The organism is Aldersonia sp. NBC_00410 (assembly GCF_026342035.1).
Classification (GTDB): Bacteria; Actinomycetota; Actinomycetes; order Mycobacteriales; family Mycobacteriaceae; genus Aldersonia.
The window spans coordinates 87,701-109,988 of sequence record NZ_JAPENM010000007.1; the positions used below are offsets into that span (position 1 = coordinate 87,701).

20 protein-coding genes are annotated in these 22,288 nt (G+C 66.0%); 9 read left to right on the forward strand and 11 right to left on the reverse strand.

All coding sequences use genetic code 11. The features are described 5' to 3' along the window. The first annotated feature begins 9 nt into the window (after positions 1-9). From OG921_RS17190 to OG921_RS17200, 3 genes are all read left to right on the forward strand, one after another. A complete protein-coding gene (locus OG921_RS17190) occupies positions 10-1,269 on the forward strand; it encodes a glycosyltransferase (protein ID WP_266113706.1) in 1,260 nt (419 codons plus the stop codon). Positions 1,270-1,744: 475 nt separating this feature from the next. Next, the gene (locus OG921_RS17195) at positions 1,745-2,407 is read left to right on the forward strand and encodes a helix-turn-helix domain-containing protein (protein WP_266113707.1); all 663 of its coding nucleotides are present in this window, start codon (positions 1,745-1,747) and stop codon (positions 2,405-2,407) included. 80 nt (positions 2,408-2,487) lie between these two features. Then, the gene (locus OG921_RS17200; RefSeq protein ID WP_266113708.1) at positions 2,488-3,318 is read left to right on the forward strand and encodes an oxidoreductase; all 831 of its coding nucleotides are present in this window, start codon (positions 2,488-2,490) and stop codon (positions 3,316-3,318) included. Between the two features lie 8 nt (positions 3,319-3,326). Here OG921_RS17200 and OG921_RS17205 read toward each other — a convergent pair whose 3' ends face one another. After that, the gene (locus OG921_RS17205) at positions 3,327-4,118 is read right to left on the reverse strand and encodes an enoyl-CoA hydratase/isomerase family protein (protein WP_266113709.1); all 792 of its coding nucleotides are present in this window, start codon (positions 4,116-4,118) and stop codon (positions 3,327-3,329) included. 178 nt (positions 4,119-4,296) lie between these two features. Here OG921_RS17205 and OG921_RS17210 point away from each other — a divergent pair, with 178 nt between their 5' ends. Continuing rightward, positions 4,297-4,839 carry an NADPH-dependent FMN reductase gene (locus OG921_RS17210; protein ID WP_266113710.1) on the forward strand — a complete coding sequence of 181 codons (543 nt, stop codon included), beginning with the start codon at positions 4,297-4,299 and terminating at the stop codon, positions 4,837-4,839. Positions 4,840-4,872: 33 nt separating this feature from the next. On the opposite strand, the gene OG921_RS17215 is transcribed toward OG921_RS17210, so the two are convergent. After that, positions 4,873-5,496 carry a TetR/AcrR family transcriptional regulator gene (locus tag OG921_RS17215; protein WP_266113712.1) on the reverse strand — a complete coding sequence of 208 codons (624 nt, stop codon included), beginning with the start codon at positions 5,494-5,496 and terminating at the stop codon, positions 4,873-4,875. Between the two features lie 128 nt (positions 5,497-5,624). Between OG921_RS17215 and OG921_RS17220 the strand changes: the two genes are divergently transcribed. Then, positions 5,625-6,479 (forward strand): oxygenase MpaB family protein, encoded by an 855-nt coding sequence (locus OG921_RS17220; RefSeq protein WP_266113713.1) that lies wholly within the window; start codon positions 5,625-5,627, stop codon positions 6,477-6,479. Positions 6,480-6,509: 30 nt separating this feature from the next. Then, positions 6,510-7,403, forward strand: a complete 894-nt coding sequence (locus tag OG921_RS17225) for a class I SAM-dependent methyltransferase (protein ID WP_266113714.1) — start codon at positions 6,510-6,512, stop codon at positions 7,401-7,403. 313 nt (positions 7,404-7,716) lie between these two features. Here OG921_RS17225 and OG921_RS17230 read toward each other — a convergent pair whose 3' ends face one another. Further along, complete coding sequence (locus OG921_RS17230; RefSeq protein WP_266113945.1) at positions 7,717-8,070, reverse strand: hypothetical protein; 354 nt, start codon at positions 8,068-8,070, stop codon at positions 7,717-7,719. 609 nt (positions 8,071-8,679) lie between these two features. Beyond that, positions 8,680-9,273, reverse strand: coding sequence for a TetR/AcrR family transcriptional regulator (locus OG921_RS17235; protein WP_266113715.1), 594 nt, complete (start codon positions 9,271-9,273; stop codon positions 8,680-8,682). A gap of 83 nt (positions 9,274-9,356) precedes the next feature. Between OG921_RS17235 and OG921_RS17240 the strand changes: the two genes are divergently transcribed. Then, on the forward strand, positions 9,357-10,844 hold the full coding sequence (locus OG921_RS17240; protein WP_266113716.1) for a cytochrome P450: 1,488 nt from the start codon (positions 9,357-9,359) through the stop codon (positions 10,842-10,844). 173 nt (positions 10,845-11,017) lie between these two features. On the opposite strand, the gene dnaB is transcribed toward OG921_RS17240, so the two are convergent. From dnaB to rpsF, 5 genes are all read right to left on the reverse strand, one after another. Beyond that, positions 11,018-13,657 (reverse strand): replicative DNA helicase, encoded by a 2,640-nt coding sequence (gene dnaB / locus OG921_RS17245; RefSeq protein WP_266113717.1) that lies wholly within the window; start codon positions 13,655-13,657, stop codon positions 11,018-11,020. A 575-nt stretch (positions 13,658-14,232) separates the two neighbouring features. Then, a complete protein-coding gene (gene rplI, locus OG921_RS17250) occupies positions 14,233-14,688 on the reverse strand; it encodes a 50S ribosomal protein L9 (protein WP_266113718.1) in 456 nt (151 codons plus the stop codon). 16 nt (positions 14,689-14,704) lie between these two features. After that, positions 14,705-14,962, reverse strand: a complete 258-nt coding sequence (rpsR, locus tag OG921_RS17255) for a 30S ribosomal protein S18 (protein ID WP_266113719.1) — start codon at positions 14,960-14,962, stop codon at positions 14,705-14,707. Positions 14,963-15,044: 82 nt separating this feature from the next. Then, positions 15,045-15,563 carry a single-stranded DNA-binding protein gene (locus OG921_RS17260; protein ID WP_266113720.1) on the reverse strand — a complete coding sequence of 173 codons (519 nt, stop codon included), beginning with the start codon at positions 15,561-15,563 and terminating at the stop codon, positions 15,045-15,047. 107 nt (positions 15,564-15,670) lie between these two features. After that, a complete protein-coding gene (rpsF, locus tag OG921_RS17265) occupies positions 15,671-15,958 on the reverse strand; it encodes a 30S ribosomal protein S6 (RefSeq protein ID WP_266113721.1) in 288 nt (95 codons plus the stop codon). Positions 15,959-16,154: 196 nt separating this feature from the next. Between rpsF and OG921_RS17270 the strand changes: the two genes are divergently transcribed. After that, positions 16,155-17,528 carry a glycosyltransferase family 87 protein gene (locus OG921_RS17270; RefSeq protein WP_266113722.1) on the forward strand — a complete coding sequence of 458 codons (1,374 nt, stop codon included), beginning with the start codon at positions 16,155-16,157 and terminating at the stop codon, positions 17,526-17,528. Then, positions 17,525-18,109, forward strand: a complete 585-nt coding sequence (locus tag OG921_RS17275) for a GNAT family N-acetyltransferase (protein WP_266113723.1) — start codon at positions 17,525-17,527, stop codon at positions 18,107-18,109. Before OG921_RS17270 ends, OG921_RS17275 begins: the two co-directional genes overlap by 4 nt. Here OG921_RS17275 and OG921_RS17280 read toward each other — a convergent pair. After that, the gene (locus OG921_RS17280; protein ID WP_266113724.1) at positions 18,086-19,720 is read right to left on the reverse strand and encodes a glycosyltransferase family 87 protein; all 1,635 of its coding nucleotides are present in this window, start codon (positions 19,718-19,720) and stop codon (positions 18,086-18,088) included. The two genes, OG921_RS17275 and OG921_RS17280, sit on opposite strands and share 24 nt — an antisense overlap. A gap of 11 nt (positions 19,721-19,731) precedes the next feature. Beyond that, a complete protein-coding gene (locus tag OG921_RS17285) occupies positions 19,732-21,936 on the reverse strand; it encodes a transglycosylase domain-containing protein (protein ID WP_266113946.1) in 2,205 nt (734 codons plus the stop codon). Positions 21,937-22,288: the final 352 nt, after the last annotated feature.

The window sequence follows — 22,288 nt, forward strand, 5'->3', positions numbered from 1 at the left end:
GAGGAAGTCATGACACAGATCGTGATCGCAGCATTCGGCACCCGCGGCGATGTCGCGCCGTTGACCGGCCTCGGCGTCCGGTTGCGCGAGCGCATCGGCGGCGATGTCGCCGTCGCGGCGCAGCATCCGTACGAGCAGATGGTCACCGCCGCGGGGCTGGAGTTTCGGCTGCTGCCCAAGGACACCGAGCAAGCCACCCGCGAATCCGCCTACGGCCAGGCCGTCGTGGATGGCGCGCGGATGCGCCCGTCCAAGGACGTGCTTGCCCAAATGCGCGACGACCTGACCGGCGTGGGTGAAGCCATGGCCACCACGGCAGCAGATGCCGATCTGTTGCTGTTCGAAGGCCCGATCGGCTCCCTGCTCGGCTATCACGTTGCCGAGGCGCTCGACATCCCCAGCATCGGGGCGTTCTTCCAACCCGTCAGTGCAACAGAAGAATTCGCGCCGCCTCCACTCACGGCGCGATCCTTTGGGTCCTGGGGAAACCGGATGGCCTGGCGGCTGGGCGGTGTGGGCGAAAAGGTCTACACGCCCCTGATCGACAGCCTCCGTGCGACATTGGACCTTGCACCGCAATCCCGGCGCACCTACCAGCGCCGCCGCGACGAAACCTGGCCGGTCCTCTACGGATTCTCCCAGCACGTGGTGCCGCGCCCCGCCGACTGGCGAGCCGGACTCGATGTCACCGGATATTGGTGGCCCGTCGACGACCCGGCCTGGCAGCCGCCATCAGAGGTTGTCGACTTCCTGCAGGCCGGACCGCCGCCGGTGTTCGTCGGCCTCGGCAGCACCGCCACCGCACGCAGCGAGGAGTTGTCGGCGATGATCGTTGCCGCCCTGCGTAAGGCCGGTGTGCGCGGCATGGTCCAGTCCGGGTGGGCGCACCTATACGGCGATGGCACCGACATCATCACCGTCGGCGATATCCCACACGCGTGGCTGTTTCCCCAGATGGCCGCAGTGGTTCAGCACTGCGGCGCGGGTACCACGGCCGCCGCCCTGCGCGCCGGGGTCCCCTCGATCCCCGTCACGGGCATCATGGACCAACCGTTCTGGGCGCGGCGCCTGCACGCTCTCGGCGCTGCCACCGCACCTCTGCGGCGCACCACCCTCACTGTCGAGGACCTGACGGACGCGATCACCACCGCGCTGCACGATCCTCGCTATGCCGAACGTGCACAGCATGTTTCGCAGTTGCTGGTCGACGAGGACGGCGAAAGCAAGGCGGCCGGCATCATCGCTGCGCAGCTCGCGAAGAGCGGTTGACAGCGGTGGCTTCGCGTGGCGTGAGTTCGATGTAGACCACACCGGTCAACAGGGCGCGGCGCACGCCTGCGACATTGGATCCGGTGGCCCGGATTCGGGTTGTCCGCGTCATAGCCGGAACATCTCCCGTGCCATCAACGATTGCTCGAGGCTCGGATCGCGGCGCGGATCGGACCACCTCGCCCGGCGTGGTCGGACCGGCATCCGGCCCGCGGCGGGTGGCGCGTCAGCCCGGTCGGCAGCGAGGCGCGCCTTGCCCGACCATGGACGCCGCAACCAATGCAGCAGATGCCATTTCGGCCGGCGCGAGCGCGCGAGTCCGCCTCGACCGGTCCGCCGCCGAGACGTCGGCAATGAAGGTATGCCCGCGCCGACGACGACCCCGGCCGTCGCGACAAGCTGTCCGTCATTCATAAATAGGAAGTTACTACATACGTTTTTTGAAGTAAAGAGAATTGGTTTGTAAACTGGCACCATGGCGAAGAGGTCCTACCAGCAGTACTGCGGGCTTGCCGCAGCCCTCGATCTGCTCGGTGAGCGCTGGACGGTACTGATCGTCCGCGACCTACTGGTAGGCCCAAAGCGGTTCACCGACCTGCTCGAACGCCTGCCCGGCATCGGAACCGGACTGCTCAGCCAACGCCTTCGCGAACTCGACAGCGCCGGGGTGATCGAGAAGGCCACACTGCCACCACCAGCGGCCTCGACCGTCTACCAACTCACGCCCGACGGGGAAGGGCTACGACCTGCGCTCCTCAGCCTGATCCGATGGGGTTCGAAGCGACTCGGCCCGCCGACGGAAGGCCAGCGCATCGATGCCGAATCACTGGCGCTCGGACTTGCCGCACGCTACGAACCGGACGCGTCGGTCGATGCCGACGGGGTCTACGGACTCGTCCTGGACAACGAGCACTTCCAGGTGCGCATTGCCGACCGCCACATCGAGATCCTGGCCAAACCCGCGGAGGGTCCGCGCGCGGTGTTCACCACCGACAGCACCACCCTCATCGCGCTGAACAACGAAGAAGTCGCGCTGGCGGATGCCCTGGCGGACAAGGCGATCGTCGTGTCGGGCGCACCCGACGCGATCCACAACCTTGCCGTCGCATTCGGACTGCTACCCGCGTCGCCGCTCTAAACGAACACCACTCGGATCGACACCGTGGTCAATCTGGCGATCGTGTCGGTCAGTACTTCATCCAACGAAGGGAACCGATCATGACCACCTGGCTCATCACCGGCTGCTCGACCGGCCTCGGGCGCGCACTCGCCGAAGGTGTGCTCGCGCACGGCGACAATGCGGTCGTCACGGCCCGCAATGCCACTGCCGTCAAGGATCTGACCGACCGCTATCCGGACACTGCGCTTGCCGCCGCGCTCGACGTCACCGACGACACCCAGGTGAGCGCCGCCGTCACCGCTGCGGAGGAGCGGTTCGGCGCCGTCGATGTCCTTGTCAACAACGCGGGCTACGGCTACCGGGCCGCCGTCGAAGAGGGTGAGGATGGCCCCGTACAACTACTCTTCGACACCCACGTGTTCGGCACGGTGCGCACCATCAAGGCAGTGCTTCCCGGAATGCGCGCGCGACGATCCGGCACGATCATAAACATTTCGTCCATCGGCGCGCGCATGTCGCCGGCGGGTTCCGGTTATTACTCGGCGGTCAAGGCGGCGATCGAGGCATTGACACTCTCGCTGCGGAGGGAAGTGGGCCCGCTGGGCATCACGGCGATGACCGTCGAACCCGGCGCTTTCCGCACTGATTTCGCCGGTCGGTCACTCACGCAGTCCGGGACGCCCATCGCCGACTATGCCGAGACCGCTGGGAAGCGGCGCAAGGAAAACGACACCGTGCACGGCACGCAGAACGGCGATCCCGCCAAGGCGGCGGCTGCCCTGATCAAGGTCGTCGAATCCGGCGATGCGCCGTACCTGTTGCCGCTCGGCACCGATGCCGCCGTGGTCGTCCGAAGCGCGCTCGACGCCCTGCAAGGGGACATCGAAGAGTGGGATCACGTCACGCGCAGTACCGATTTCGCCGACTGAGGCAGAATTCAGGCCGTACTACCTGCTTCCGCGGAACCGGCGGACGCGCCGCCGGTGAACGACGCCAATGCATCACTGTTCGCGGTCGTGCCCAAAAGCTCGGCAAAGTAGGCATTTTCGCGTTCCCGGGCGGCTGCGACTTCGGCACGGTGCGGCGCGGTCATCGTCGATTTCACCGCGATCAGGCTCGACAGCGGCCGCGCGGCGAGCACTTCGGCGTGCCGCGTCGCTTCTGCCACGAGGTCGTCGGGTTCACACACCCGCCAGACGAGGCCCATCTGCAGGGCGTCCGCTGCAGTGATCCACTCCGAGGACAGCAGCAGCCACGCCGCGTTCTGCCGTCCGATGAGCGCCGGGAGCAGATAGGACGAGGCCGCTTCGGGTGCAACCCCCAGGCTGGTGAACGGGCACTTCAACCGGGCGGTCGAAGCCATGAACACCAGATCGGCGAAACCGATCACCGTGGTTCCGATGCCCAAACCCAATCCGTTGATGGCGCAGATCAGTGGTTTGGGGAACGCGGCGAGTTCGTCGACCAGTCCGATGAAACCGCGCGTGCCCTCGGTGAAGTCCGGGTCGGTGACGCGAGCCTGCAGGTCGTTGAGGTCCGTGCCCGCGCTGAACGCGCGCCCGGTGCCGGTCAGGACGACGACCGAGACGTCGGGGTCGGCAGCGGCGGCGGCCAGCGCGTCGGCCGTCGCGTCGTAGAGCGCCTCGTCGAACGCGTTCAGCGCCTCGGGCCGGTTGAGAGTCAGGGTGCGGACATGCTTGGCGTCGCTGATCAGCAGGTTCGTGGTCACCACTCCAAGATTCCACGCTCGAGTAACGGCCGTGATTGTGGGTCCCCCCGCGCCGGACCAGCGACGTCCTGCCTATCCCTGCCTATCCCCGCCCATCGGTTCCACCCATGCATACGCGGCCGCCGATGGCGAGGGAATGATTGAGGCAGGCGCGTTCGCACCCGAAGGAGTGAGCACCATGTCCGAGTTCCTGCTGATATCGGGAAGCCTGCGCGGAAAGTCGAGCAACTCGGCCCTGCTGCGCACTGCCAACACGCTCATCCCGAATGGCTTCCGCGGCGTTCCCTACAAAGGCATGAAGGACTTGCCGCATTTCAATCCGGACGACGACGGCGACCCGTTGCCACCGGCGGTGGTCGACCTACGTCGGCAGATCGACGGCGCGAGTGCACTGCTGATCTGCACTCCCGAGTACGCGGGGGCGCTGCCCGGGTCGTTCAAGAATTTGCTCGACTGGACCGTCGGCGGCGTCGAGATCTGCGACAAGCCCACGGCCTGGATCAACGTCTCCGCCAGTGGGACAAACGCAGCGAACGCACACGCTTCGTTGCGGCTGGTGCTCGACTACACCGGTGCCGCAATCGTCGCGGAGGCGTGCGTCCAGCTGCCGGTGACTCCCGCGATGATCGATGAACAAGGCATCATCACCGATGTCGCCACTCGCGACGGTATTGCGGATAGCCTTGCGGCACTGGGCCGGCGGGTACTCGCCGCGGGCTGATCTGCGTCGCAGGCGTTGCGATCCCAGGCCGGCCTAGGAATCCTGCCGGCCGACACCATGAGCAGCCAACATGTCGACGAGTTCGTCGATGAGCTCCTGCCGGGACAGCTCGACATCACCATTGAGCCAGGCACCGAGGGTCTGCGCGACACCGCCGACCACGAAATGGGAGAGCAGCGGCGTTCTGCCCACCTGGTCGCGCCGGAAATCGCGGAGCAGTTGAGTACTGAACAGCGCGACGAACGTGGCCGTCGATTCGAACCGTTTGGCGACGATCACTGCGTTGACCTGGTGCCGGCTGAACAAGAGTTCGCCGATGCGCCTGTCGTTGGCGATCACTTTCACCAGTTCGGACAAACCCACTCGCGTGCCGTTCCGGAACGTGGCGCTCGCCAGCGCCCCCTCCGTTTCGGTGATCACTCGATTCAGGGCCCAGTCGAAGACGGCCGCAGCGAATTCGTCCTTGTCCGTGAAGCTTTCGTAGAAGTAGCGTTGCGCAAGCCGGGCCTCGGCACAGATTGTCCGCAACGTCAGGTCGGCGTCACCTTGCGGATTGCCGAGAATCTCGAGACCCGCTTGCAGTAACTGCTGCCGGCGCTGAGCCACTCGCTCGTCGGTACCGACGCCGCCGTAGAGTCGGTTGTTCAACTCTGTCATCGCACGCAGTATCCCACGGGTCGCGCGCGCACCTCGAGGCCGCGCGATGACGTTTCCCTCCCGCACCGTTGCGCCGATTCCGCAACCCGGTAATCTGATTACAGACGTACCCAGATTGGAGCTATGCAATGACTCAAAGCAGGCAACGAATGTCGCGGGCCGAGCTGGACCGGATCGACAGCAGCTTCTTCGCGAAATCACTGCTGTCGATGGGGCGGACCATGTCAACGGCGAATGTCGTGATGCAGCTTGCGAATCCGGCAGTCGGCTACGGAGTGGCGCATAGCAAGGTCGAGAACGGTCGGCTCGATCGGCATCCGATCAAGCGGGCCAGGACCACTGCGGCCTACCTGGCCGTGGCGGCAATGGGTACCGCGGATGACCGGCGACGTTATCGGCAGGCGGTCAATCGGCAGCACGCGCAGGTCCGTTCCGATGACGAGAGCCCGGTCGAATACAACGCGATGAACCCGGAGCTGCAACTGTGGGTCGCGGCGTGCCTCTACTTCGGCTGGGAAGACATCTACGAGCGGGTGCACGGGCGGCTCGTCGGTGCCGAACGAGAAGCGTTCTACCAGCAAGGAAAGGTGTGCGGCACTACCCTGCAGATGCCGGCCGAGCTGTGGCCCGCGGACCGTTCGGCATTCGCTGCCTACTGGGACGAACAGGTCGCGAAGATCGAGATCGACGAAGAAGTACGGGAGTTCCTGATCGGGATCGCCAACTTCGGCTACGCACACCCGCTCATCGCGAAACGGTTCGGTCCGGTCAAATATCGGCGCACCATCGGATACCTGCCGCAAGAGTTTCGCGACGCGCTGGGAGTGCGCTGGACCGACGCCGATCAGGCGTGGTTCGACGACTACCTCGAACACCACGTCGAACGCGAACGTCGCACGCCGCTCTGGCTCTCACAGTTGCCATTTCGCTTGTTGCTCTGGGATGTTCGCCTCCGTTGCCGGCTGGGTCGACCACTGGTCTGACGTGCGACGCGTCGCGTTCATTGCGTAGTCTTGACTCCCGCCGCACACAGCACGAGGGAGATCATCATCGCGACTGAACGTACCGACGCACCGGAGAGCACGGCCGAACGCGTCGCGCTGTGGCGTGCGATGCATGTGCTGGTAGACCCGCCCCCGCACGTATTCGAGGACAAGATCGGCCTGCAACTCATTGCACCCGACGCCGACTGGCGCGGCCGGCCCGACATGGATGCGCAGGCGACCAGTGGATTCCGTGCGGCCATTGTGGACCGAGCCCGATTCGTCGAAGATCTGGTGATCGAGCAGGTGGCGCGCGGAGTGACGCAGTACGTCATCCTGGGCGCCGGTCTGGATACTTTCGCCCAACGCAGGTCGGACATCGCCGCGCAATTGCAGGTGTTCGAAGTCGATCAACCCGGCCCGCAGAAGTGGAAGCGCAGGCGCCTCAACGAACTCGGATACGGCATTCCCGACTGGTTGCACCTTGTGCCAGTCGATTTCGAGGCAAGTGAGAGCTGGTGGCAGAAGCTGTCCGACGGGGGATTCGATCCAGGCCGCCCGGCGGTCGTCGTCTCGACGGGCGTCTCCCACTATCTGACCAAGGACGCCACCGCAGCGATGCTGCGTCAGGTCGCGCAGCTCGCTTCCGGGTCGACGCTGGCGATGACCTTCCTGCTGCCTACCGAATTGGTCGACGATACCGACCGCTCCGGGCTGAAAACCAGCGAAGCGGGGGCCAAGGCCTCCGGAACGCCATTCATCAGCTTCTACACCCCATCAGAAATCGAGACACTCGCCCGCGAAGCGGGCCTCGAGAACACCCGGCACGTCACGGGCACTTCGCTCGGAGAGCGCTACTTCGCCGGCAGGACCGATGGCCCTCGCCCGTCGAGCGGCGAGGACCTCCTGGTGGCCACCATCTGACAGCGACCACGACCCCACACCGGCCGCCATCGGTGTTCGTGCGCGCGGGCACGTGTAGGGTCTCGCACTTCGCTGAACTCCCTCGTACGGCTGACCTCGGCATTTAGCCCGCGTCTCACGACGGTTGCACGAGTGTTTGTCTCACCCACCGCTGCATTTCCTACGGACCCTACCGTCGAGTTTCGCCGATGAGAATCGCCTCTCAATCGGGGTCCGCGACAGCGGCTACTCGCCTACGACGCTCTGGGCACGGTCACCGTCGGTATTGGGGGAGTGGGTAGCGAAACGAGATTCCCGGCGGCCGGCCCGACGGTTACTGCCCGAAGTTGGAGCGCAGCTTATGGTTGATGAGAATGTCGAGTCGCTTGCGCATGGCGACGATCGTGGGCATTGCCGGCGCGGGGGGCCGGATCAAGAGGGTCCAGCGAAGATCCGTGCCGCCATCTGCACCAGAGAGATCGAACTGCACGAGCGCGTCGGGAACCTTCACCCACAACGACGCCCAGAGGACCCGGTCCGGAACCGCCGTTTCCACGATCCGTGGTTCCTGCTCGTCGTCGCGTAGCTCCAGCCAGGGGCGGCGAGGGTCACGATGCGGCTGAGTGAGGGCCTCAAGCACCACGAACGGCGGCGCGGGCTGATTGCGCGACCGGCTGCCGATCTCCATCACGACCGGGAGTCTATCGGGCAGTCGTTGATCATCGCGGCTCGATCCAGCACAGGGTGGACCCTGATCGTCCAACACGTTCGCGGAGGTGAGAGCCGACAATCAAGACAGCGCGCCTACACTCGAAGGCCGGAAGTTGGCTTCGAGACCTCCCCGGTGTCGGGAGACCGGCACCGTTCCGTCAACCCCGTAAACAATGCGACACAGCGGGGTGGTGGATCGGGTTATGGGGTTGGGGCGCTGAAAAACTCGGCGAACTCGCGCGAATAATGCTTCTGCGCACGACGCCGACGATGAGAATGATGCTGGCTGCGATCATCGCCGGTGCCAGCGACACCAGAAGGAAGTTGACGAGGCCCTCCTCGGCGGCAGATGCGACGTGGCGCCGGCCGCGCCCGGCACCAACCTTCGACCGGCGCCCCAGATCGCTGCAAGTTGTGTCGCCAACCAGTTGGCGTAGGTGGCCAGCAGGGCCACTGTGACGACCTCGGTGTCGTCAAGTGTTTCGGCCCCACTGTGGTCATTAGTTCGGGACCCACTTGGTCGGTTGGGTGACCGAGCCGAACGGACCGTCGTCGCCTCGGGTGACCTCGTCCACCGCCAGCCCGTCTACTGGCGTGGTCTGGACTCGGCGATCGGTTGAAGGCCGACTGCGGCCCAGAGAGCGCGGGCGCAGAGGTCGCATAGTTGTTCGCGCGTGATCTTCGGGTCGTCGAGCCAGGCGAGGATGGCGGCGGGGACGAAAGCGAGCCAGCCGGTAACCGCTATGGGGGTCTGGTCGTCCACGGTCGTCACCATGGCGAGGCCGGTGAGGATGCGGTCGCGGTGGGCGGCGCCACGTCCCTCGTGGATGCGGAGCAGGTCGTTGTCGGTCAGGGCCGCGCGATGTGCGACACGGAAGCCGTCGGGGTGGCGTTCGGCGTAGTCGATGTACACGGCCACACCGGCTTTGAGCTGGTCGAGCGGGGGCAGCGAGGGGTCGGGGGTGGCGGCGTGCAGCAGCTTGGCGCTCTCGTTCTCCACGACGGCGACGAAGAACGCCCGCTTGCTGGGGAAGTAGTGATATAGCAGCCCGGCGGAGACTTGGGCGATATCTGCGACTTCTTCGATCGATACGTCGTCGTGGGGCCGCCCAGCGAACAGCTCGGCGCCGATCGCCAGCAGCTGCGCGCGCCGATGCTCGGTGTTCATCCGTGTCCGCATGGTCGCGATCTTATTGACATCACTTCAATAAGTCAGGCATTGTGGGCACTATTGAATTGTATTCATTAGCCCGGAGGTACACCGTGGACACCACTGCGATTCCCCATCCACCGCGCCGCCTGCCGGTCTTGGGCGATGTGCTGGGCATGAATCCCCGCACTCCAGTCCAGTCGGTGTTGGGGCAGGTGCGCGATTTGGGACCGATCTCGGTCCGCAAGGTCTTCGCCAGTGAAATCGTCACCGTGGGCGGGGCCGACCTGGCCGCCGAGTTGAGCGATGACACCCGCTTCGCCAAGTACGTGGGATTTCACCTGCCTCCGCTGCGTCGCATCGTCGGTGACGCGCTGTTCACCGCGGAGACCGACGAGCCGAATTGGCAGCTGGCACATGACATCCTGACGCCGGCGTTCACCCGTGAGGCGATGCTCGGCTACCACACGATCATGCTGGAAGTGGCCCGAGATCTGCTGACACGCTGGGACACGGCGGCCGAGCGCGGACAACGGGTCGACGTCGCCACCGACATGACGCGGTTGACTTTGGAGACCATCGGGCGCACCGGATTCGGCTATCGGTTCGCCTCGTTCGATCGCGACCGGCCGCATCCGTTCGTCACTGCCATGACCCGCACGCTGCGGTATGCCAACTTGTCGTTACTCCCACCGTGGGTACCGCTGCGCCGGGTTCTCGTAGGCTCGGCCCGCCAAAACCGGGCCGACGTCGCGTTGATGGAGCACATCGTCGACGAGGTCGTCCAGGCACGCCGTGCCGGCGCAGCTCCTGCAACGCTCGACCTGCTCGGCCAGATGCTGGCCACTGCGCATCCTGACACCGGCGACCGTCTGGACGCGATCAACATCCGCCGGCAGGTCATCACCTTCATCATCGCCGGACACGAGACCACCTCCGGTGCTTTGTCGTTCGCGCTGTACTACCTCACCTCGGACCCGCACGCCCTGGCGAGGGCGCGAGCGGAGGTGGACGCACTGTGGGGCGACGGCGAGGACCCCGAACCCACCTTCTCCGACATCTCGAAACTTAGGTACGTACGCGCGGTGCTGGACGAGGCGCTGCGGTTGTGGCCGACTGCGCCCGGCTACGTGCGGGCCGCCCGCACCGACACCATGCTCGGTGGCCGATATGCGATGAACCAGGGCGACTGGGCGCTGGTTCTGCTGCCGCTGCTGCACCGCGACCCCCTGGTGTGGTCCGATCCGGACCGGTTCGATCCCGGCCGGTTCGCCCCTGGTCAGGCCAAGACACGGCCCCCGCACGCATATAAGCCCTTCGGGACCGGGCAGCGGGCCTGCATTGGCCGCCAGTTCGCGCTGCACGAAGCCGTGCTTGCGCTCGGACTGGTCCTCAACCGTTACGACCTGATCCCAGATGATGACTACCGGCTGCAGATCGCTGAATCCCTAACCCTGAAACCGCGAGGCTTCAGGCTCCTACCACGTCGTCGGAACGGTCTGTCTCGCCGTGGGCGTGTGATTGAACGTGGTGAAGCCGGGGGCGTCGAGGAACCAGCCAAGGCCGCCGCGGTGACCGTGTTCGGTGATGAACCGGCCTAGCTTGGTGCAAACGTTGGGGCGCGACGCGCGACCCGGCAGAGCGCTGTTCGGCGCGTTCCATTCCGACCGACCGGTTCGGTGTGTCTCAACGCTCCGGCAAATGTCCGATTTCAGTCTCAACATCTCAACATGTCCGATTTTTGTCTCAAGTTTTCGTGTCTTCGGCAACGTACTCAGCCGCGCGCCATATCCACGAACCGACTCAAATGCAATTGGTGCGCAACGGTAATCGTGGCCGTGGGGCCATTGCGGTGCTTGCCGAGAATCAGGTCGGCCTCGCCGCCGCGGGGGTCGTCGCGTTCGAAGGCGTCGGGGCGGTGCAACAGGATGACCATGTCGGCGTCCTGCTCGAGGCTGCCCGATTCGCGCAGATCCGAGACCATCGGTTTCTTGTCGGTGCGCTGCTCGGGCCCGCGGTTCAGCTGGCAGATGGCGACCACCGGGACTTCGAGTTCTTTCGCGAGAAGCTTTAGGCTGCGGGAGAATTCGGAGACCTCCTGCTGCCGCGACTCGACCTTCTTGCCCGATGTCATCAGCTGCAGGTAGTCGATCACGACGAGGCGCAGGCCGTGGCGCTGCTTCAACCGGCGGGCCTTGGCGCGGATCTCCATCATTGTCAGGTTGGGGGAGTCGTCGACGAACAGTGGCGCCTCACTGATCTCGCTCATCCGCCGCGCCAGCCGGGTCCAGTCGTCGTCGCTCATCCGGCCCGCACGCATGTCACCGAGCTTGATCTTCGCCTCGGCCGACAGCAGCCGCATCACGATCTCGGTGCGGCTCATCTCCAGTGAGAAGATCACGCTCGGGAGGCCGTGCTTCACCGAGCACGAGCGCATGAAATCCATTCCGAGCGTGGAGTTGTGCGTCGGGATCATTGCGCGGCCGGCGAGATACAGGTGTTCGGGGTTGTCCACCTCGACACAGCGGACCGGCACGCTGTCGATGCGACGAACGTCAACTACGTACCGCGAGCCGGAACGCGCGCATGTGATTGCGCGGCGACGCTCTTTGTGAAGCACAGCTTTTCGATGCAGCCCGAATACAACATCATCGGTCGTAAAGGTCAATGTGTATGCGGTGCAGCTTGATTCCGTTCGCCCCTTCACTCGCTTGGTACTGAGTTGGCAGCGGTAACCCAGACTTTCGATCAGCTCACGGACATCGATGGCGAGTCGTCGGCTTGTGACCGAGAACTGCGCCGATCCTCCCGCCGTCACGGTGCCATCCGTGTCGAGCAGGCCCGCGAGCAGTGCGCGGCGCTGGGCCACGGACGCACGCAGGTACTCGGTGGGGATGTGCTTGTTCCCGAGCACCCCGATTGTGCGCAGACGCGCCTGCACCGACCCAACAGAGTTGCGGCACCGCTGGCACAGGCGCAGCCCGATCGACTTCCCACCACACTGTGGGCAGGTCGGCGCGGGTACCGGATTCGACATGAATCGCGCCTTTCCGCCACACGAGCGACCGCAAGTGCGTACTTCGCTCGTGAAGGGGATGAATTCATTTCCGCACACCACACAGTTACGCGCAGCGACCGGCTCGGGCTGGGGCAGCTCGAGGTGGTAGCGCAGAGTTGCGCTGACGGAGGGCTTCACGACGATTCCCTCCGCTTCGAGACGGACGATGATCTCGGGGTCTGCGGTGGTGAGCTGCGCTGCAAACGAGGTGCCGTCGCCCAGCCAGGCTCCAAGGGTGTACGGCGGGATCAGCAGATCGCGATCCGGTAGTTGAAGTGCTGTCGCGTTCGTCACGGAGTGGTTGAGGCGGCGATCCGCAGTGTCGCACCGCAGCGTCTCGGAAATCTCGCGCGTTGTGCGGACCACGGCGAAGGTGCGCTGGTGGTATCGGTTGTAGCCGGTCGCTGCCTGTTGAGCGGATCGGCGCGACGCGCGAGTCTCCGTGAGCCACTGATGCTGCTCGTCGGCGACGAGCACCGACCCGTCGGAGAACTCGACCTCGTAGCACGGCCGGTCGGTCATCACCTCGGTCGCCGCGACCACGCGCGTCGGGCGGCCGTCCGCCCCGAGCAGTTCATCGCCGGCCAGGACTTCGCCCATCGTGGTCCAGCCCGTGGGGGTGGGCAACGGAGTATCGAGCGCCAGCGCCTTACCCACCCCAGGCCGAGCCGCCACGATGATCATCTGCCCCGGGTGCAGGCCGTTGGTGACCTCGTCGAGCTCGCTGAATCCGGTGGGCACGCCCGCGGACATGCCACCGCGGCTGGCGATGGCGTCGATCTCGTCCATCGTCGGCTGCAGCAGCTCTTCGAGGGGGACGAAGTCCTCGGAGGTACGACGCTCGGTGACCTCGTACACCTCGGCCTGCGCGCGATCGACGACCTCGTTCACGTCCTGCCCGTCCGCGCCGGCGTAGCCGTACTGCACGATGCGGGTGCCAGCCTCCACGAGACGGCGCAGAATCGCCTTCTCCGCCACGATATTCGCGTAGAACGCGGCATTGGCCGCGGTGGGCACGGTCTGCGTCAGGGTGACCAGGTAGGGGGCACCACCGATGCGGCGTAGCTCGCCGCGGCGGTCGAGTTCGGCCGAGACGGTGACCGGGTCGGCCGGCTCACCGCGCGCGTACAGGTCCAGGATCGCGTCGTAGACGCTCTGATGCGCGGGACGGTAGAAGTCGCCGGGCCGGAGTACCTCGAGGACGTCGGCGATCGCGTCCTTGCTGAGCAGCATCCCGCCGAGCACGGATTGCTCCGCGGCCATGTCCTGAGGTGGTTGGCGACCGAAGTCTTCCCCCGTGGACGGCTCGGGCTCGTCGGAGTATCCGGGTCGTCCAAGATCATCGACAACAGCCACGCGCTCTCGACCCCTCTCCGCCGGCACCCAGATGCGCCATCCGCCTTGGCTGAGTTCTACCGGTACCCACCGACAAGGTGGCGGTAGCAAATCCCCGATCAGCCCGAATCGAGACGCGCCCCGCTGAGGCTAGGGACCGCGATCGACGGGGACAAATCGAGCTGGGGATAATTTTGGGGATCGTTTGTGGATTCTTGCCATAAGGCGTGTGCACCTGGTGTGGAGAACCTGAGGACAACTCTTGTTCGAGATCCCATAACTGCAGGTAGGACCACATCTAGAGGTGTGGATGCCTGTGGATGAATATATTCTCGGCGTGTCGCGAAAGTTTACCGTTCGGGCGTGTTGAGTAAACGGCCGGTGAATGCAAGTATGATCTACGTCACGAAACGTTCACGGAGTCGCCCGAGTCGATAACGGAACCCCGCCTGACCTCGCTGTCGACGGCCGGCGTGATGAGGGGTCGCCATCCAACCCTCAGCTAATGCCCAGCAAACCGACTGGTCGGTACACGAAAAGGACCCCGTGGAGCGTATCCACGGGGTCCCTTCGAGAGATCCGAGTTCGGACCGGTATCAGCCGGCGACGACCTCGAGGTCGAACTTGACGGTGACGTCGGGGTGCAACCGGACTGCAACGGCGTGCTTGCCGACGGCCTTGATGTGCGCCTTCGGCAGTTCGACGCTGCGCTTGTCGACGGCCGGGCCACCGGCCGACTTGAGCGCACCTACGACATCGGCCGGGGTGACCGAGCCGAACAGCTTGCCCGAATCGCCTGCGGTCTTCACCGTGAGCGACACGGACCCGAGGCCCTCGATGGCCTGCTTGATCTCGTTGGCGTGCTCCAGGTTACGAACCCGGCTGGCCTCCTGCGAGCGGCGGATGCCCTCGACCTGCTTCTCCGCACCACGCGAGGCAACGATCGCCAGGCCGCGGGGCAGCAGGAAGTTGCGGCCGTAGCCGTCCTTGACCTCGACCGTGTCGCCGGGGCCACCGAGGTGAGCAACGTCAGCGGTGAGAATGAGCTTCATCGTCTCTCCTCCCGTCTCAGCGTGCCGTCGACACGTAGGGCAGCAGCGCAACCTCACGCGAGTTCTTCACCGCAACCGCAATGTCCCGCTGATGCTGGACGCAGTTACCGGTGACGCGACGGGCGCGGATCTTGCCGCGGTCGCTGACGAACTTGCGCAGCAGCGCAGTGTCCTTGTAGTCGATCTGCGCGCTGTCGGTCTTGGATTTCTCCGCCTTGCAGAAAGCGCAGGCCTTCTTCTTCAGTACCTTTTCGCGCGCGGGCGCCTTAGGCATGTCATTTCTCCGTGTTTCTAGGTATTCGATCGATCCGAGTTGTCTGTGGGAGCAGAACAGCGGGGAAGCAGAACGGCAGGTGTCAGAACGGCGGTTCGTCGTCGTGCGAAGCACCGGCCTGCGGCGCGCTGCCCCACGGGTCGTCGCCCGCCGAGTTCTGCTGGCCGCCACGGCTACCGCCGCCGCTCGATCCACTCCCGGAGGAACCGAAGCCCCCTCCGCCACCGCCACTGCCACGGCCAACCTTGTTGACCTTTGCTGTGGCGTAACGCAGGGACGGGCCGATCTCATCGACCTCGAGCTCCACCACGGTGCGCTTCTCACCCTCACGCGTTTCGAACGACCGCTGCTTGAGCCGGCCGCTCACGATCACACGTGCACCACGAGTGAGACTTTCGGCGACGTTCTCCGCGGCCTCACGCCAGATGCTGCAGCGAAGGAACAGCGCTTCGCCGTCCTTCCACTCGTTCGTCTGGCGATCGAAGGTGCGTGGCGTCGAGGCCACCGTGAAGTTGGCCACGGCCGCACCGGCCGGTGTGAATCGGAGCTCGGGATCAGCCGTCAAATTTCCGATGACGGTGATGATTGTCTCGCCTGCCATGTGGTTCCTCCCGCAGTGTGCAGTCCGTTGTCCGCGCTGTCCATTGGTGTCACAGCCGTTGCAGCGAGCCTAGGCTGTGGCACCGACCGGTAGCCGGAAACGGGTGCTCACTTGTCCTTGCGCAGGACCTTTGTACGAAGCACCGACTCGTTCAGGCCGAGCTGGCGATCCAGCTCGCTGACCGTGGCCGGGGTGGCGTTGATATCGACCACCGCGTAAATGCCTTCGGCGTGCTTCGCGATTTCGTATGCGAGACGGCGCTTGCCCCAGACATCGACCTTGTCAACCTTGCCGCCATCCTGGCGAACAACGTTGAGGAACGTATCCAGCGACGGGGCGACGGTGCGCTCGTCCAGGTTCGGATCGAGAATGACCATCAATTCGTAATGACGCACGGGACCTCATCACCTCCTATGGACTAGTGAACGGCCACGGGCTCTCCGTGGCAGGAGGGTCGTTGCGTCAGCAACCTTTGCAGGGTACACGAGGGGGCCCTGACCAGCGAAATCGGTCGCCGAGAGGTCCATCGATGTAACCGATTCGCAGCGGCAGGCGGTAACACCGCGGGGCCCGCCGCCGTACCCTTGGCATATGCGCAGAGTTGCTGCGGCCGACCGCAAGACGATCGCCGCCGTCGTTGCGCTCTGCGGGATCACCCTGCTGCTCGGCTATTTGAACAAGGCACGCTGCGCCGGGCCACCGTTCGACGCCGACGGGCGCAGCCTCGTCTTCGACCGGATCAAAGATGCGCGGGTCTGCTACTCCGACATTCAGTATCTGTGGGTCGGCCGCGATATCGACCACCACGTCTTTCCCTACATCGACGGGGGCATCACGGCGCACGGGCAACTGTTCGGCGGCACCGTCGAATACCCGGTACTCAGCGGCCTACTGATGTGGCTCGGCGCGCGGGGCGCCCACACCGATGCCGACTTCCTGCTCAACTCCGCAGTGCTGCTCGCCCCGTTCGCGCTGGTCACCGCGTGGCTGCTGGCCCGCCTTGCCGGACGCGCCGCGCTGCTGTGGGCGATCGGACCGGCGCTGGTCCTCTATGCCTTCCACAACTGGGAGCTCCCGGTGGTGCTGACCACCGTCGCCGCCGTGGCCGTCGTCGCGCTGCCCGAACGGCTGTCGCTGCGCACCCGTGGCGTGCTCGCCGCCGTCCTGCTCGGCGTCGGGTTCTGTCTCAAGCTGTATCCGGGTGTGTTCGTCCTCCCGCTCGCGCTGTTCGTGCTCACCGGCGGCCTCGCCGGACGGGACCTGCCGCGCAGCGTGGCCGGCCGCTACGACGTCCGCGGTGCGGTGCTGGTCGTGGTGTCCGCGGTCGGCACGGCCGTCGCGATCAACCTGCCGTTCGCGCTCACCGGCTTCCGCGGCTGGCTCGCCTCGTTCACCTTCCAGCAGCAGCGCACAGCCGACATCACCACCAATTCGATCTGGTACTGGGGCCTGCGAAACCTCTACTCGAGCGACGCCACCGGCGAGGCCGCGTTCCAACACACCGTGTCACTCGCCTCGCCCGCCCTGCTCGTCGCCGCGTTCGCACTCGCCGCGTGGCTGGGCTGGCGCCGGTTCACGCGCACCGGGAGCTATCCGTGGGTCCAGGTCAGCGGCGCAATGCTGTGCGCATTCGTGCTGCTGCACAAGGTGCATTCGCCGCAATACTCGCTGTGGCTGATCCCGTTCCTGGTCCTGCTCGTCGTCCCGTGGCGACTCGTCGTCGCGTTCGTCGTCACCGATCTCGCGCTCGGCGTCGGTGTGTTCCGCTACTTCAACGCGCTCGCCGTCGGTGCACCGTCCGACGGCAATCGGCTCATCGTCGAATTCGGCGTGTGGGGCCAAGCCATCGTGTTGGTCGCGCTGTACGTCGCCTTCCTGCGCGCAGACACCAGGCGGCCCAAGAGCATTCCGCCCGAACCGGCGCAGGCCGAACGATCGTTGGTCGCTACGGCGCGCGGCCGATGACCGAATCCTGGCTCGCCCAACCGATTCTCGTGGGCAGGCACGTCCGGCTCGAACCGCTTCGGCCCGAGCATGCCGCCGGCCTACTCGCCGCGGCCGACGACCCGACACTGTTCCAATGGACCTCGGTCGCCATCCGCGAACTCGGCGACGCCGAGCAGTTCGTCGCCGACGCGCTCGACGACCCGAACCGGTTGGCCTACGCCCAGCTCGAACCACAGTCGGGCACCGTGCTCGGCACCACGTCCTATTACCAGATCGAACCGCGGTATCGCAGCCTCGCGATCGGCTACACGTGGATCTCCCGTGCCACCCAAGGCACCTCGGTGAACCCGGAGGCAAAATTCCTGTTGCTGCGCCGCGCTTTCGACGAGCTCGGTGCGGTGCGGGTCGAGTGGCACACCGACGAACTCAACGCCCAGTCGCGCGGCGCGATCGCGAAGCTCGGCGCCGAGTTCGAGGGCCTGCTGCGCAAACATCGGCGTCGCGCCGACGGAAGCTGGCGCACCACAGCGCTGTTCGCGATGACCGACGAGGACTGGCCGCCGGCACGGGCGCGACTACAGGCGCGAATTCTGCCCTGACTCATCCGAGCCCGCCCATTCCGCAGGCTGTTGCCCGGCATCGCCACCGGCTTCGTCGACCGCACTCCACGCCCCGGTGCGTTGCGGACGCAACCACCCCGGCAACCAGTTCGGCGGCCGGTCGGGAGCACCATCGAGCACACCACCGGCGGGGTCGTCGGCGCCACGGCGCACCAGATCCTCGCCCGGTCGATAAATCTGCCGCACGATCAGCACACACAAACCGACCACCGCGAGATCGCGCAGCACCACCGCCCCGGTGAACCATTGCTCGGGCACGCCCTTGTTCTGCTGACCGAGGTAGTAGTACATCCGCGGTACCCACACCACTGCGTCGATCGTCATCCACGCCAACAGGATCCGCCGGTGCGGCAGCGCAAGCACCGCGAGCGGCACCAGCCACAGCGAGTACTGCGGGCTCCACACCTTGTTGGTGAGCAGGAAGCCCGCGACGATCAGAAACGCCAACTGCGCTACCCGAGGCCGGCGCTCGGCGGTCAACGCGACATAGCCGATCCCGAGACAGACCGCCGCGAAAAGCAGCAGCGAGACGGTATTCAGCACCACCGGGTGCTCGCCCGCGCGCAGCACGCCGTCGAAACCGGGCCACCCGGTGAACGAAGTGATCACGTTGTAGATCGAGTCCGGGTCGGCGTGCCGAGTCGAATTGAGCCGGAAGAACTCTGCCCACCCACGCGGATACAGCACCAGGATCGGCAGATTCACCACAAGCCAGGTCGCCACGGCAGCGCCGCAGGTCTGCGCCCAGGTGCGCACCTTGCCGGTCCGCAGACACAGCACGAGCAGCGGACCGAGTAGAAACAGGGGATACAGCTTGGTGGCGCCACCGATACCGAGCAGGATCCCGGCGAGCACGGGACGTTTGCGCGCCCACGCGAGCATGCCGCCGGCGGCGAACGCCGTCGCGAGCGGATCGAAATTGGTGAACACGTGCACGACGACCAGTGGTGAGCACGCGACCAGCGCTGCGTCCCACACGCGGCGACCCGCGAGAACCGCCGTCGCCCACACCGTCAGGAGCCAGGCCAGCGCCAGGCCAAAGGCGACCACATTGAAATAGATGGCGACCTGCAAACCGCCGGGCAAGGCAGTCGCAGCGTCCCAGGCCTTCGCGACCCGCATCGAGGCCCACTGGTAGAGCCCGGAAACCACCGGATACTCCATGAATCGTTCCTGCAGCGGACCCGGAGAACCTTCCAACCAGGACTTCTTGTACGGGAAGGCGCCCTCGTTCAGCCGCTCCGCACCATACAGCGGGACGGTGTCGGAGTAACACATCGCCACGTACTGACGGCTGCCGCTCCAGTCCAGCCCGAGCGTGCCGCCCGGACCGTTCGGCGCCTGCTGAATACACGGCGCCTTGGCGAACCAACCGAACGCAAGGAACACCACGGCGAACGCCAGGATCACCCGCATCGGGGTCCAGAACCCGGTACGCCCGATCAGGGCATGGCGACCGACCGGGCCGCCGATCGTGCGCGATAGCTGCGCACTCAGTTCATCGTTTCGGCTCGGCAGGTCACGGTTGTCGGCCGAGCGACGGTCCCCGGCAAGGGGCCCCGCCGACACCACCCCGCGTTCGTCGGTCACGGGGATAGACGTTAGCGAATGCCGTTACCGCGACCGGTCGCTCCGGTGCCACCGGGCGGGGCGACGGTGGTCGTGACGGCCCCCGGGTACTGCTCGTCGATGTACGGGTCGTCCTCGGTCTGCGGCGATGTCCCGCCCTGCCCTTGCGTGCCATTGCCCTGCTGCGTACCTTGCGGCGTCGTTTGGGCCTGCCCTGGTCGCGGCACCAGGCGGGGGACCGGGATGGTCACACCGGGCGCGATCTCGAGCTGGCTCGGCTCGATCGCCACCGGCGGCTGGGGCAGATTCGGCGTTGGACGCGGAGCCGCAGTCGTGGTCGGTGTCGTGTACGGCGCGGTGTAGCTGGGCACACCGGCCTGGCCGCCGATCGGCTCCGGGTTCGGGAAGTTCTCGTTGTCGGTGCCGTCGAGCGCACCGTCCATCGTGTCCTTCCAGATGTCCGACGGCAGCGCGGAGCCGTAGATCGGGCTGCCGTACAGGTTGCGCAGCGGCAGGCCCTGCTCGGTGCCGACCCACACCGCGGTGGACAGCGACGGCGTATAGCCCACCATCCAGGCGTCCTTGTTCTCGCCGGAGTCGCCGAGCTGCGCGGTACCCGTCTTCGCCGCCGACGCCCGGCCGCCGGCCAGGTTGTGGCCGCGCGAGTAGCCGGCGATCGGCTTCATCGCGGCGGTGACGTTGTCGGCAACGGCCTTGTCGATGGTCTGCTCACCGTTCGATGGACCGTTGTCGAGCAGCACCTTCCCGTCGGCCGTGACGACCCTCTGCACGAAGTGCGGCTTGTGGTAAACGCCGGACGCTGCGAACGTCGCGTACGCCGAGGCCATGTCGAGTGGCCGCGACTGGTACTGGCCGAGCACGATGCCGTTGTTGGGTCCGGCGCCGTTCGGCTCGGTGAGCGACGGACCGACACCCGGGATCTGCTCGGGGATACCGGCCTTGTGGGCGATGTCGGCGATGTCCTGTGCGCCGTTGTTCAGGTCGAGTTCCATCCGGTAGAAGCTCGTGTTGAGCGAACGCTTCAGCGCCTCGGCGATGGTGCAGGTACCGCAGGACTCGCCCTCGACATTGGAGATCGAGATGCCGTGCACGGACAGCGGCGAGCTGTCGTACATCTTCGACAGCGGACGGCCCTGGTCGAGGTTGGCGGCGAGACCGAAAACCTTGAACGACGAGCCGGTCTGCAGGCCCGCGTTGGCGAAGTCGTAGCCGTTGCCGTCCGGTCCGCCGTAATAGGCGCGGACAGCGCCGGAGCGCGGGTCGACGGACACGACGGCGGTGCGCAACTCCTCCGGCTCACCTTGCATGTTGTTGCGCGCCGCGTCGACCGCGGCCTGCTGCGCCTTGGGATCGATCGTGGTGGTGATCTGTAGGCCCTCGGTGTTCAGCTGCTGCTCGCTGATCCCAGCCGCGCTGAGTTCGCCAAGCACCTGGTTCTTGATCAACCCCTCCGGGCCATTCGAGTTGGTCCGCGCGCCGACCAGGCTGATCGGGATCACCGGTGGGTACTGCATCGCGGCCCGGTCGGCGGCGAGCAGATTGCCACCGCCGACCATGCCGTCGAGCACGTAGTCCCAACGGGCGTGGGCGCCCTCCGGATTCGTCTCCGGATCCAGTAGCGACGGCTGCTGGATGGACGCCGCGAGCACCGCGCCCTCGCCGACGCTGAGCTGGTCCACCGGCTTGTCGAAGTAGGCCTTCGACGCCGCCGCGATGCCGTACGCGCCGCGACCGAAGTAGATGGTGTTGAGATAGGCGGCGAGGATGTCGTCCTTGCTCCACTGCCGGGCCATCTTCGAGGAGATCACCAGCTCATGCATCTTGCGGGTGATCGAGTGCTCGTTGCCGACCAGCGCGTTCTTCACGTACTGCTGGGTGATCGTCGAGCCACCACCCGCGGTGTCCTTACCCATGACGTTGTCGCGCGCGGCGCGGGCGAAGCCGGACACGGAGAAGCCCGGGTTCGAGTAGAAGTCGCGATCCTCGGCGGACAGCACGGCGTTGCGCACGTGCACGGGGATCTGGTCGACCGTCACGTCGGTGCGGTTGCCCTCGGGCGGCACCACGGTGCTCAGCACAGATGTGCCGTCGGCGGCGAGGATCGTCGCGACCTGGTTGGTTTTGATGTCACCCGGGCTCGGCACGTGCACGGTCGAGTAGGCGACCAGGAACGACACGATCGGAATGATCAGGCCGAGCGCGATGAGGACATACATCGTCCGGCGGACCGTACGCCAGCGCGAACGCCCCTTCGGACGACGCGAATGGCCGCCACCCGAGCCGCCCGATCCGCCGCCGCGGCCGCCGGGTGGTGGACCGGTGGGCGGACGGGTGCCGGAAGCGGTGTTCGGGCGCTCGGATCCCGTGCGGGTCGCCGAGTACGCCAGGGCGCTGGTCTGACCACCGGCGAAGGCCGGCTCGGACACACGGGAGCGAGCCTGGGCGGCGGTGCGTTCCTGCGCCGGGCGACGATCCTGGGGAGCGGGACGGTCACCGGGGGCGGCGTGTCGCGCCGTGGGAGCGTCGGCTCCCCCCTGCCGCGCCGTGGGAGCCTCGGCTCCCCCATAC

Coding starts and splice junctions, on each gene's coding strand:
- OG921_RS17195 (WP_266113707.1), top strand. CDS start 1,745: ATGGCGAAGAGGTCCTACCAGCAGTACTGCGGGCTTGCCGCAGCCCTC.
- OG921_RS17270 (WP_266113722.1), top strand. CDS start 16,155: ATGCGCAGAGTTGCTGCGGCCGACCGCAAGACGATCGCCGCCGTCGTT.
- rpsR (WP_266113719.1), bottom strand. CDS start 14,962: ATGCCTAAGGCGCCCGCGCGCGAAAAGGTACTGAAGAAGAAGGCCTGC.
- rplI (WP_266113718.1), bottom strand. CDS start 14,688: ATGAAGCTCATTCTCACCGCTGACGTTGCTCACCTCGGTGGCCCCGGC.
- OG921_RS17200 (WP_266113708.1), top strand. CDS start 2,488: ATGACCACCTGGCTCATCACCGGCTGCTCGACCGGCCTCGGGCGCGCA.
- OG921_RS17230 (WP_266113945.1), bottom strand. CDS start 8,070: ATGGAGATCGGCAGCCGGTCGCGCAATCAGCCCGCGCCGCCGTTCGTG.
- OG921_RS17235 (WP_266113715.1), bottom strand. CDS start 9,273: ATGCGGACACGGATGAACACCGAGCATCGGCGCGCGCAGCTGCTGGCG.
- OG921_RS17285 (WP_266113946.1), bottom strand. CDS start 21,936: ATGTATGTCCTCATCGCGCTCGGCCTGATCATTCCGATCGTGTCGTTC.
- OG921_RS17260 (WP_266113720.1), bottom strand. CDS start 15,563: ATGGCAGGCGAGACAATCATCACCGTCATCGGAAATTTGACGGCTGAT.
- OG921_RS17190 (WP_266113706.1), top strand. CDS start 10: ATGACACAGATCGTGATCGCAGCATTCGGCACCCGCGGCGATGTCGCG.
- OG921_RS17210 (WP_266113710.1), top strand. CDS start 4,297: ATGTCCGAGTTCCTGCTGATATCGGGAAGCCTGCGCGGAAAGTCGAGC.
- OG921_RS17275 (WP_266113723.1), top strand. CDS start 17,525: ATGACCGAATCCTGGCTCGCCCAACCGATTCTCGTGGGCAGGCACGTC.
- OG921_RS17220 (WP_266113713.1), top strand. CDS start 5,625: ATGACTCAAAGCAGGCAACGAATGTCGCGGGCCGAGCTGGACCGGATC.
- OG921_RS17215 (WP_266113712.1), bottom strand. CDS start 5,496: ATGACAGAGTTGAACAACCGACTCTACGGCGGCGTCGGTACCGACGAG.